General features: G+C 66.9%; 11 protein-coding genes. 3 read left to right on the top strand and 8 right to left on the bottom strand.

Going from position 1 to position 11,387, the window contains the following annotated elements; translation table 11 throughout:
- Positions 1–331: 331 nt before the first annotated feature.
- From ACAD63_RS16365 to ACAD63_RS16350, 4 genes are all read right to left on the bottom strand, one after another.
- Positions 332–1,408: a phosphotransferase gene (locus tag ACAD63_RS16365; RefSeq protein WP_133097658.1), complete on the bottom strand. Its 1,077-nt coding sequence runs from the start codon at positions 1,406–1,408 to the stop codon at positions 332–334.
- Between the two features lie 50 nt (positions 1,409–1,458).
- On the bottom strand, positions 1,459–2,184 hold the full coding sequence (locus tag ACAD63_RS16360; protein WP_133097659.1) for a histidine phosphatase family protein: 726 nt from the start codon (positions 2,182–2,184) through the stop codon (positions 1,459–1,461).
- Positions 2,185–2,266: 82 nt separating this feature from the next.
- Positions 2,267–3,046, bottom strand: a complete 780-nt coding sequence (locus ACAD63_RS16355) for an oxepin-CoA hydrolase, alternative type (RefSeq protein WP_133097660.1) — start codon at positions 3,044–3,046, stop codon at positions 2,267–2,269.
- A 48-nt stretch (positions 3,047–3,094) separates the two neighbouring features.
- On the bottom strand, positions 3,095–4,618 hold the full coding sequence (locus tag ACAD63_RS16350) for a 3-hydroxyacyl-CoA dehydrogenase (protein WP_135706235.1): 1,524 nt from the start codon (positions 4,616–4,618) through the stop codon (positions 3,095–3,097).
- A gap of 187 nt (positions 4,619–4,805) precedes the next feature.
- Between ACAD63_RS16350 and ACAD63_RS16345 the strand changes: the two genes are divergently transcribed.
- Positions 4,806–5,447: a glutathione S-transferase gene (locus tag ACAD63_RS16345; RefSeq protein ID WP_133097661.1), complete on the top strand. Its 642-nt coding sequence runs from the start codon at positions 4,806–4,808 to the stop codon at positions 5,445–5,447.
- A gap of 86 nt (positions 5,448–5,533) precedes the next feature.
- Here ACAD63_RS16345 and ACAD63_RS16340 read toward each other — a convergent pair whose 3' ends face one another.
- Complete coding sequence (locus ACAD63_RS16340; protein ID WP_195428095.1) at positions 5,534–6,706, bottom strand: pyridoxal phosphate-dependent aminotransferase; 1,173 nt, start codon at positions 6,704–6,706, stop codon at positions 5,534–5,536.
- 71 nt (positions 6,707–6,777) lie between these two features.
- Positions 6,778–7,347 (bottom strand): PIN domain-containing protein, encoded by a 570-nt coding sequence (locus ACAD63_RS16335; RefSeq protein ID WP_133097663.1) that lies wholly within the window; start codon positions 7,345–7,347, stop codon positions 6,778–6,780.
- Positions 7,348–7,396: 49 nt separating this feature from the next.
- Between ACAD63_RS16335 and yaaA the strand changes: the two genes are divergently transcribed.
- Together yaaA and ACAD63_RS16325 are read left to right on the top strand one after the other, a co-directional pair.
- Positions 7,397–8,182: a peroxide stress protein YaaA gene (gene yaaA / locus ACAD63_RS16330; protein WP_133097664.1), complete on the top strand. Its 786-nt coding sequence runs from the start codon at positions 7,397–7,399 to the stop codon at positions 8,180–8,182.
- Between the two features lie 41 nt (positions 8,183–8,223).
- The gene (locus tag ACAD63_RS16325) at positions 8,224–9,366 is read left to right on the top strand and encodes a M14 family metallopeptidase (protein WP_135704906.1); all 1,143 of its coding nucleotides are present in this window, start codon (positions 8,224–8,226) and stop codon (positions 9,364–9,366) included.
- A gap of 83 nt (positions 9,367–9,449) precedes the next feature.
- Here the strand turns inward: ACAD63_RS16325 and ACAD63_RS16320 are convergent, their stop codons facing one another.
- Together ACAD63_RS16320 and ACAD63_RS16315 are read right to left on the bottom strand one after the other, a co-directional pair.
- The gene (locus ACAD63_RS16320; RefSeq protein WP_434032962.1) at positions 9,450–10,232 is read right to left on the bottom strand and encodes a BspC domain-containing protein; all 783 of its coding nucleotides are present in this window, start codon (positions 10,230–10,232) and stop codon (positions 9,450–9,452) included.
- Between the two features lie 266 nt (positions 10,233–10,498).
- A complete protein-coding gene (locus ACAD63_RS16315) occupies positions 10,499–11,386 on the bottom strand; it encodes an N-formylglutamate amidohydrolase (RefSeq protein WP_133097666.1) in 888 nt (295 codons plus the stop codon).
- Position 11,387: the final 1 nt, after the last annotated feature.

The following is an 11,387-nucleotide window of genomic DNA, read 5'->3' as shown; positions in this document are numbered from 1 at the left end:
GTTCAATAGTCGATTAACGCCAGGCACTATCCCTAACTCACCTGGCGTTAGCAGGCTCGAACGGCGACGAAGCCCAAACGGAAATCACCGCCGGCCGAACCACCCACGCCGCCAACTTGATAGCCAGCCGCTCAGGCGACGCGTTTTTTGGTTACTTTTTGGCGCTCGGCCAAAAAGTGACCCGCCCAGGAGGGCGGAACCAGGCGGTTCAACGGCCGACAGCATGTCACCAACAGCGACAGCGACGCAGCAACGGCCGATAACATGTCACCATCAGCGACAACAGCGGTTCAACGGCTAGCGACCAAGATGCCCGAGCATAGCTATTTCCTTACCCCCCAGCCTTCCTCGCATACTCCCACCCCATCTCCGCCATCGGCCGCGCCCGCTTACCCGCATCTGTAGCCTGCGCCGACGAAGCCGTTCCATCCACCACGCGCTTCATGATCCCCTGCAGAATCCCGGCAATACGGAACATGCTGAAGGCAAGATAGAAATTCCAGTCACCAGTGATCGCACGCCCGGTGCGCTGCTCGTACATGCGGCGATACGTCGCCTCGTCAGGAATCCCCAGCCCCGCATAGTCCAGCCCCGCAATCCCGCGGAACTGCCCCGGTGCGATATGCCAGCTCATGCAGTGGTAGCTGAAATCCGCCATCGGATGCCCCAGCGTGGACAGTTCCCAATCCAGCACCGCCAGCACGCGCGGCTCGGTGGGGTGGAACATCAGGTTGTCGAGCCGGTAGTCGCCATGCACGATCGACGTCAGGTCCGCGTCTTCCTGGGGAATATGCTGCGGCAGCCAGTCCATCAGCGCATCCATGGCCGGGATCGACTCGGTCTCCGACAGCTTGTATTGCTTGGTCCAGCGCTCGATCTGGCGCTGGAAGTAGTTGCCGGGCTTGCCGTAGTCCCCCAACCCGATGGCGTTGTAGTCGACGGTATGCAGCGCGGCGATGACGCGATTCATCTCGTCATAGATGGCACTGCGCTCGGCATTGTCCATGCCGGGCAACGACTGGTCCCACAGCACCCGGCCGGCGACGAATTCCATGATGTAGAAGGCCCGGCCAATTACCGATTCGTCTTCGCACAGCGCGTACATGCGCGCCACCGGCACGTCGGTGCCGGCGAGGGCGGCCATCACGCGGTATTCGCGCTCGATGGCATGCGCTGACGGCAGCAGCTTGCTCTTGGGGCCGGGCTTGGCGCGCATCACATAGGTCTGGCCCGGCGTGACCAGCTTGAAGGTCGGGTTGGACTGTCCGCCCTTGAATTGCTCGACGGTCAGCGGGCCGGCAAAGCCCTCCACGTGCTGGCGCATCCAGGCTTCCAGCGCGCCGGTGTCGAAGCGTTGCTGGTCTGCCACCGGGCGCGTGCCCTCGAAGTGCGATACGTTGCTCGTCATGCTGTCTCCGTTGGTTTTGTGTTCGGGTTCGGTTGGATGGCTGGGGTGACTCAGGCGGCCGGCTGGCGTCCGCGCAAATACTGGTGCAGCAGCACTTCCATGGTGGTGTGGCGCGAGCCGCTGTGGACGGGCGTGGGCGGCGAGTAGTTGGTCATGCGGACCACCCAGTCGAGCGGGCCGTCGCCCATGTCGAGCACATTGATGCAGCCCGCCGTCTGCAGCAGCGAGCCGAACAGCACGCGCCGCCCGCAGGTGATGGCCTGCGACAGGATGGCGCGGTTGGTGCCGCCGTGCAGCACCATCAGCACGGTATCCCATTCCGGGTCTTCGCGCAGGCGATCCAGCCCGGGCAGCACGCGGTCGAGAAAGGCGCCGATGGTCTCGCCGTTGAGGAAGCGCTTGTCTTCCGGCACTTCGCCTTCGAAGGCGCCGACGAAGGCGTCGCGCAGGTCGGCGTCGGCGATCGCGGACAGATCGCCGCCGCGGATCTCCTGGAATTCGGGCCAGACTTCGGGCACCACGCCGTCCATGTCGGGCAGTTCGGCCAGCACGCGCTCGGCGGTCTCCACGGTGCGCGGCAGGCCGCTGACGATGACGCGGTCGAAGCGGATGTGCTCCGCGGCAAAGGCGCGTCCGGCGGCCGTGGCCTGCATGCGGCCGGTTTCGTTGAGCGGCACCATCTCCGGCAGGGCAGGGCGCCCGGCTTCATCGAAATACGAGACGGCACCGTGCCGCATCAGGTAGATGCGGCGACGCGAGGACGGCGGCAATTCCATGCGTTGTCTCCTTGTGTTGTAGCTGGCCTGCCCGTCTGCCGCGGGATTGCCATGAAGACGGGCAGCCGCCCGTCCGGGTCCGTCAGCGGTACTGCGGCTTGCGCTTTTCAAGGAAGGCGCTGATGCCTTCGCCGCCATCCGGGTGATGCAGCGCGGCTACAAAGTTGTCGCGCTCGGCCAGCAAGTGTTCGTCGAGCGAAGCCGTGGCCGCATAGTTGATCAGGCCCTTGATGCGGCCGACCGCATGTGGCGATTGCCTGGCCAGCCCTGCGGCAAGGCGCAGCGACTCGGCCAGCGCCTCGCCCGGCGGCGTGACGCGGTTGACGAGACCGAACTGGGCCAGCCGCTCGCCGCTGACGGGCTTGCCTTCCATCATCATCTCGCTGGCGAGCTGGCGCGGCAGGGCGCGCGCCAGTTCGTACGAGCCGCCGCCGTCGGGCGTGAGGCCGACCGAGACGTAGGCCATCACGAACTTGGCGTCGCTGGCCGCGACCACGAAGTCGCACGCCAGCACCAGCGACAGGCCCGCGCCCGCGGCCGCGCCTTCCACCGCCGCGATGATCGGCTTGGGAAAGGCGTGCAGCGAGCGGATAAAGCCGTTCAGCACCTCGATGCTGGCGGCCTGCACCTCGGGCGGCTGGCTGCGGTTGCCCAGCAGCCGGTTCAGGTTGCCGCCGGCGCAGAACATGCCGTCGGCGCCGGTGAAGATCACCGCGCGGATCGTATCGTCGGCGGCGGCCGCGTCCAGCGCCGCCTTGGAGCCCGCATAAATGTCCGGGTGCAGCGCGTTGCGCGCCTCCGGGTTCGAGATGGTCAGGACCAGCGTCGAGTCGACGCGTTCGGATAGCAGTTGTGCGGGCATGGGGGCGGACTCTGGAAAACCGGGCTCTTAAAACGATAAGGAACGGGCTTACTGCTCTTCGGCCAGCAGCGACAGGCCGAGGCCGGCACGGCGCCACAGCCACGGGCTCGGGCGGTAACGCATGTCGCCGGTCAGCGCTTCCATGTTGCGCAGCGTCTCGAGCACCAGTTGCGGGCCGACCGCGTCGCCCAGGGCCAGCGGGCCCTTCGGGTAGCCGAGGCCGAGGTTCACGGCAAGGTCGATGTCCGCCGGCGTGGCGATGCGCTGCTGCGCGATATCGCTGGCGATATTGATGATGCAGCAGAGCACGCGCTGGGCAACAAAGCCGGCAGAATCGCGGATCAGCGTGACCGGCACGCCGTCGCTGCCAAAAAGGCCATGCGCGGCGTCACGCGCGGCGGCGCTGGTGGCGGGCGTGGTCATCAGCGTGCGGCGCTTGGTGGCCTCGAACGGCAGCAGCGTGTCGATGGCGACGGTGCGGGCCGGGTCCAGGCCCTGCTGCAGCGCGCTGGTGGTGGCATCCAGGCCCAGCGGCGTGACGATGATCAGCGCGTCGGCCGACGGCTTGTTGCCGCCTTCCGGGGTCACGCCCAGCGCGCCCAGCAGCTTGGTCACCATGGCGTGGCCGCGCTCGCTGTCATGGCTGACCCAGACGCTCGACGGGCGCGCGCCCGGCACAGCGGCGGCCGCCGGCACCTGCTTCTGGCCATCGGCGTAGCGGTAGAAGCCGGCGCCGGCCTTGCGGCCGATCAGCCCGCCGACCGCGCGGATCGCGGTGATCGGCGACGGACGGTAGCGCGGCTCCTGGTAGAACTGGTTGTAGATCGACTCCATCACCGGGTGCGACACGTCCAGCCCGGTCAGGTCCATCAGCTCGAAGGGGCCCATGCGGAAGCCGGCCTGCTCGCGCATGATGTTGTCGATGTCGGCAAACTCGGCCACGCCTTCCTGCGCGACCTTCAGGCCTTCGATGTTCATGCCGCGGCCGGCATGGTTGACGATGAAGCCCGGCATGTCCTTGCAGCGCACCGGCGTATGGCCCATGCGGCGCGACAGCGCCATCAGCGCGTCGCCCACCGCGGGGTCGCCCGACAGGCCGTCGATGACTTCGACCACCTTCATCAGCGGCACCGGGTTGAAGAAGTGGTAGCCGGCGATGCGGCCCGGGTGCTTCGCGCCGACGGCAATCGCGGTGATCGACAGCGACGAGGTGTTAGAGGCGATGATGGCGTCCTCGCGCAGGATCGCTTCCAGCCTGGCGATCAGGTCGCGCTTGACTTCGAGCTTCTCGACAATGGCTTCCAGCACCATGTCGCAGCCGGCCAGGTCTTCCAGCGCGCCGCAGGGCTTGACGCGGGCCAGCGTGGCCTGGGCGTCGGCGGCGCTGATCTTGCCCTTGTCGGCGAGCTTGGCCAGCGTGTCCTGCAGGTACTGGCGGGCGGCGGCCACAGCTTGCGGGTTGGCGTCGTACAGGTTCACGGTCAGGCCAGCCTGGGCGGCGATCTGCGCAATGCCGCGTCCCATGGCGCCGGTGCCGACGACACCCAGCGTGTCGATGGTGAAAGTGCTCATCATTCGTCCCAAAAGTTGTGGTTAAATTAGCACGATCGTACGTTTTTTGCATCTTTCCGAACAGACCGGAAGGGCAGGCGGCGTGCGCTGATCGGCCAGGCCGGACACGGCAGGCTACGGATGGTCCACAATCCCCCTCAGACCCGTGCTCGCGCGGGCGATCATTCCAACAATGGAGAGAGACGACATGCTGAAGCTCTGCGGTTTTGCCGCCAGCAACTACTACAACAAAGTGAAGCTGGCGCTGCTGGAAAAGAACGTGCCGTTCGAAGAGGTGCTCGCCTGGATCGGCGAGACCGACCCGGCTGCTTCGCCCGCAGGCAAGGTGCCCTACATGATCACCGAATCCGGCTCGCTGTGCGAGTCGGAAGTCATCGTCGAATACCTGGAGGCGGCTTTCCCGCAGACGCCGCTGCTGCCGAAGGACCCGCTGCAGGCCGGCAAGGTGCGCGAGATCGTCACCTTCCTGGAGCTGTACCTGGAGCTGACGGCGCGCGAGCTGTATCCGGAAGCGTTCTTCGGCGGCAAGGTCAGCGACAACGTCAAGGAGCGCCAGCACAAGCTGCTGACGCGCTATATCCCGGCGTTTGCCAGGCTGGCGAAATTCTCGCCGTATATCGCGGGCGAGAGCTTCACGCTGGCCGATTGCGCGGCGGCGGTGCACCTGCCGCTGGTGTCGTCGTGCACCAAGATCATCTATGGCACGGACATGCTGGCTGACCTGCCGGTCAAGGATTACCTGAAGACGCTGTCGCAGCGCGAGTCGGTGCAGAAGGTCAATGCGGACCGGAAGGCGAATACGGAACTGATGATGAGCCGGAGCAAGTAAGCGTCGGCGCATCCTCGCGACAAAGCAAAACGCCCGCGATGACATCGTGGGCGTTTATGTTTTGGGGGCAGGGTCCGCGGGCCTGCTCAGAGCCTGGCGAGCCGTTCCAGCGCCAGCGCCAGCGTCTCTTCCTTCTTGGCAAAACAGAATCGCACCACGCCCGACTCGCGCGGCTGCGTATAGAACGCCGACACCGGAATCGCCGCCACGCCGATCTCGCGCGTCAGCCACATGGCGAAGTCCGCCTCGCTCAGGTCGGAAATGGCCGAGTAGTCGACGCACTGGAAGTAGGTGCCATCCGAGGGCAGCAGCTTGAAGCGCGAACCGGCCAGTCCCGCCCGGAAGAAATCGCGCTTGGCCTGGTAGAAGGCCGACAGCTCCAGGTACGGCGCGGGATCGGCCATATAGTCGGCCAGGCCATGCTGCACCGGCGTATTGACGGTGAAGACGTTGAACTGGTGCACCTTGCGGAACTCGGCCATCAGCGCGGCCGGCGCGGCCACGTAGCCGACCTTCCAGCCCGTCACGTGATAAGTCTTGCCAAAGCTCGAGATCACGAAGCTGCGCCGCGCCAGCTCGGGATGGCGCGAGACCGATTCATGCCGCTGGCCGTCGTAGACCATGTGCTCGTAAACCTCGTCGGAGAGCAGCAGGATGTCGGTGCCGGCCAGGATCTGCGCCAGCTTGTCCATGTCGCCCGCGCGCCAGATCGTGCCGGTGGGGTTGTGCGGCGTGTTGATGAGGATCATGCGCGTGCGCGGCGTGATCGCGGCGGCGAGCTTGTCGAAGGGCACGCGGAACTCGGGCGCCTCCAGCGTGACCGGCACGGCGGTGGCGCCGGCCAGTTCGATCGCGGGCAGGTAGCTGTCGTAGCAGGGCTCGAGCACGATCACTTCGTCGCCCGGGTGCACGGCGCACAGGATCGCGGTCAGGATGCCCTGCGTGGCGCCGGCGGTGACGGTGATTTCCGACTCCCAGCTGTACTGGTGGCCGTACAGCGCGGCGATCTTGTCGGCGATGGCCTGGCGCAGGCGCGGCACGCCCGCCATCGGCGGGTACTGGTTATGACCGGCGCGCATGGCCCCTGCGACGGCATCGACGATCTTCGGGTCGCAATCAAAGTCCGGGAAACCCTGGCCCAGGTTGACGGCGTTCTTCTCGATGGCCAGGGCCGACATCACGGTAAAGATGGTGGTGCCGACGCCGGGCAGGCGCGAGGGTGGCGGGGTCAGCGGGGCGAGCGTGGTGTCTGCGGACATGTTGCGGGCGTATCGATGCGGTAAGGGGAGGGCGCGCGTGCCGGACCGGCCGCGCGCGCGATCCGGCAATTCTAAAGCGGATCGGCCGTGGTGTTGGCTGTGATGTCGGCGGTGCTGGCGGCGGTGTCGACCCGCGCGGCCAGCCAGGCGCCGAAGCCCGGCGGCGTCAGCACCTCGACGCCGCTGGAGCGGCGCAGCCGGCTGCGCAGCTTGAGCACCGCCTTGTCCTTCGACACCAGGCACGCCGCGCCGGCAAAGTGGGCCAGTTCGACAAACTTCTGGTCGTCGGTGTCCTTGCAGCGGGGCAGCCTGATGGCGTCGGCCTCGTCCTGCGGCGGCAGCGGTTCGAGGCGGGCCAGGCGGTCGACGGTGGCCAGCGCGGCGTCGATATCCACCTCGAAGCGGGCAAATTGCGGATAAGCCAGCACCCGGCGCAGTTCTTCACGGCAATCGGCGCGGATCACCGGGGCGATGGCGCCGGCTTCGAGCGCGTGCCGGATCGGCTCGACATGCGGGTCGCGAAACACCAGCAGGTCGACCCAGATATTGGAGTCGAGCACCACGCAGGGTGCGCCCGCTGGCGCGGATGTGATGCCGGCGGGGCTGGCGGGATGGTCGGTTCCGGTACTGTCGAGGCGCATTCGCTACAATCTTGGCTGGTTTGTCCTTGGCTATAGCCGCGATTTTGCCATGCTCATCGTTTTGTCTCCCGCCAAGTCCCTGGACTACGAGACACCCCCGCGCATCAAGACCCATACGCTGCCGCGTTTCATCGACCGTTCCGCCACGCTGATCGAGCGCCTGCGCAAGCTCGCGCCGCAGGACGTGGGCACGCTGATGGACATCTCCGACAAGCTTGCCGTGCTCAACGTCACGCGCTATGCCGAGTGGTCGCCCGAGTTCACCGCCGCCAACAGCAAGCAGGCGGTGCTGGCCTTCAACGGCGACGTCTACGACGGTCTCGACGCGAAGACGCTGAGCGCCGAGGACCTCGGCTTCGCGCAGAAGCACCTGCGCATCCTGTCCGGCCTGTACGGCGTGCTGCGTCCGCTGGACTGGATGCAGCCCTACCGGCTGGAAATGGGGACGCGCCTCGACAACGCAGCCGGCAAGGACCTGTATGCATTCTGGGGCGACGAGGTCACGCAGACGATCAACGGCGACATGGCTGCGCTGAAGCAGGAAGGCTCGCCAGTGCTGGTCAACCTGGCCTCGGAAGAGTATTTCAAGGTGGTGCGGCCCAAGGTGCTGCAGGCACGCATCGTCACGCCGGTGTTCGAGGACTGGAAGGGCGGGCGCTACAAGATCATCTCGTTCCACGCCAAGCGCGCGCGCGGCACGATGGCGCGCTACGCGGTCACGCACCGCATCACCGAGCCGGAAAAGCTCAAGCGCTTCGCCGGGGACGGCTATGCCTTCGACGCCTCCGCTTCCGACGCCGGCCGCTGGGTGTTCCGCCGCCGCCTGGAAGACTGAACCCCGGAAGACCGAACCCTAACGAAACGAGACCGCCAGCCATGCCTTCCGCCCTGCATATTTCCTCGCATTTCGATTCGGGTGCCATCGAGGTCGAGGCGCTCGACCGTGCCGACGATATCCGCCTGCGCATCCGCGCCGATTCGCACGCCGACTTCCGGCAGTGGTTCCATTTCCGCCTGCAGGGCGCGGCGGGGCAGGCGTGCCGGATGCACTTCCTCAACGCGGGCGATTGCACTTATCCGGATGGCTGGCGCGACTACCGCGCGGTGGCCTCGTATGACCGCGCGCACTGGTTCCGCGTGCCGACCAGCTTCGACGGCAAGGTGATGACGGTGGAGTTCACGCCGGAGCACGACAGCGTCTGGTTCGCGTATTTCGAGCCCTATCCCGACGAGCGCCACCTGTCGCTGCTGGCGAGCTGCCAGCGCTCGCCGCTGGCGCAGCTGTCGCACCTGGGCAGCACCGTCGACGGGCGCGACATGACCCGCGCCACGCTGGGCCAGCCCGGCCCCGGCAAGAAGACCATCTGGATGATCGCGCGCCAGCATCCGGGCGAGAGCATGGCCGAATGGTTTGTCGAAGGCGTGCTGCAGCGGCTGACCGGCACCGGCATCTGGGCCGGCGATCCGGTCGCGCGCAGGCTGCTCGAGCGCGCCGTGTTCCATATCGTGCCGAACATGAACCCGGATGGCTCGGCGCGCGGCAACCTGCGCACCAACGCCGCCGGCGCCAACCTGAACCGCGAATGGATGTCGCCCAGCGCGGATACCAGCCCGGAGGTCTACCACGTGCGCCGCGCCATCGAGGCCACGGGGTGCGACATGTTCTTCGATATCCACGGCGACGAGGGCCTGCCGTACAACTTCGTCGCCGGCAGCGAGATGCTGCCCGGCTTTACCGAAGCGCGCCGGCGCGAGCAGCAGCGCTTCATCGAAGCCTTCAAGCGTGCTTCGCCGGACTTCCAGGACGTGCACGGCTATGCCGCCAGCAAGTACAACGCCGACGCGCTCAAGCTCGCGTCCAAGTACATCGGCCATACCTTCGGCTGCCTGGCGCTGACGCTGGAAATGCCGTTCAAGGACAACGCCGACTTGCCCGATCCGGCGGTGGGCTGGAACGGCGCGCGCAGCGCGCTGCTGGGTACGGCGATGCTGCAGGCGATCCTGGATTACCTGGGCTGAGGTGGTGTCTCTCTCGCACGCTGAGGGTTTGCTCCCCGCTCCCTGATGGGAGAGGGGCGGGAGAGGGGAGACAACCAGCGAGCTTACTGCTTCTTCTTGGCCGTGCTGCTCGTCTTCGCCGACCCTGACGCCGCTTTCGACGAAGCCGACTTGGTCGACTTGGCCGCCGAAGACTTGCCCGACTTCGACGACGCCGTGCTCTTGCCCTTGCCCTTGCGGCTCTTGCCGGACGACGTGGCCTGGCTCGACGTGGGCACCGCAGGCGCGGCAGCGGGTTCGCTGATGGTGGCGCCGCCGGGGTCCTGCAGTTCGTACGCCAGCATCATGCCGTCGTCGTAGCCGCAGCGCACGCGCACGGGCTGCCAGTCGTCGCCGCGGCGCTTGTGTGCGGTGGCGTTGAACGTCACCACGGTACTGACCGGCACGGCCTGCTTGCCGGGCGAGAAGCGTCCGCTCCAGGGCTCGGTCGTGGCCTGCCCGGCGGCGAGCGCGCCGGTGGGGATCTTCAGGGCATCGTAGCTGGCCGAGCGCGGCACTACCCAGCTGGCGTGCGCGGCGCAGTCGGCCACGTCGCTGCTGGCGTTCTCGGTCTTCATCAGCTGCTCGCGCATGCGTGCGCGGTACTCGGACAGGCTGACACGGCCGCGATCGGGCAGGGTGATGGTCTTGGTGGGCGGGGTGGAGGAAGCGGCAGGAGCGGGGGCGGGCCGGGCAGGAGCGGCCGTCGGGGCGGCGGCAGCAGGGGCCTGCGCGGCGGCCTCGTCGGCCGGCATGTTGGCGCAGCCCGCCAGCCCGATCGCACCGGCCACCGCGGCAGCCACCATGCGGAGCCGGCTGCCGAGCAGTTCGGAAATTCGTCGGATCACAGTGTTTGCGGTGTTCGCGTTCTGGGATTGGCTTGCCGGCGCAGGGGCCGGCAGGCCGGGTAGCTTCGCAAAGGAATGCCATGATAGAGGAAACCTATCCGGCAAAGTTCCTAAATCTTGTTACCTATTCTTCTAACGCAATGACGACGCGCAGGAAGGGGCCTGCTTTCTAGCAGATATTTCCCACGCCGCACAACTGCGGGGAACCCGCACGGCCGGTCCGCGGTGATCCCGCGCGGCCCGGCCGTGGTGCGTTGGCAAACGCCTCAGGCCACGCGCGAGGGCATCGCGCGCGTAAAGCGCAGCAAATCGTCGAGCAGTGCGTTCAGGTCATGGCGCAGCTTGGCGAAGCCGGCGGTGTGGGTCAGGCCCACCTCGTCCATGTACAGCTTGCGGTTGACCTCGAGCTGCAGGCTGTGGCGACCGGCCTGCGGCTGGCCGACCACGCGCACGATTTCCACGCCCTTGTAGGGGTGGTTGCGCCAGACCTCGTAGCCCATGTCCTTGAGCACGCCTTCGATGCGGTCGGTGAAGCGCTTGTCGCAGGTGGTGCCGTCACGGTCGCCGACGACAAAGTCGGGATGCTCCAGGCCGGGGAACTCGGTCGCGTATGGCGCGGCGTGGCTCGGCATCGAATGGCAGTTGATGTGCCAGGCGCTGCCGTGGCTGGTGACGGCGTGATCGGCCAGTTTCTGTAGCTGCGCGTAGTAGGGCAGGTAGCAGCGGTTGATGCGCGACTGCACTTCTTCGACGCCGAGCTTGCGGTCGTAGATCGCCTCGCCGCTGTCGAGCACGCGCCAGACGAGGCCCTTGCCAAGCCGGGTCTTGGAGGTTTCCTGCTTCGCGCCGGGCCAGGGGGCGTCGAGCAGGGCTTCGTCGATTTCCTCCAGCGCGCGGTTGGCGTCGAGGTAGCTGCGCGGGAAGCCCGCGCACAAGAGCGGGATGCCGCGCGCCGGCGCGCCGGCGTAGAGCTCATCGACGAAGGTGTCCTCGGCCTGCCGCAGCAGCTGCAGCGGCAGGGCGGGATCGGGGCGGAAGTCCGTCGGGTAGGTGGTCGCGCTGTGCGGCGAATCCAGGAACAGCGGGGCGGGCTCGCCCTCCGGCTGGTACAGGAAGTACGGACTATCCGCGGTGGTTCGGTCGGTATCGGTCATG

The organism is Cupriavidus sp. a3 (assembly GCF_051015765.1).
Classification (GTDB): Bacteria; Pseudomonadota; Gammaproteobacteria; order Burkholderiales; family Burkholderiaceae; genus Cupriavidus; species Cupriavidus oxalaticus_A.
The sequence above is the reverse complement of the archived record's forward strand: the minus strand, read 5'-3'. Positions and strand labels throughout refer to the sequence as shown.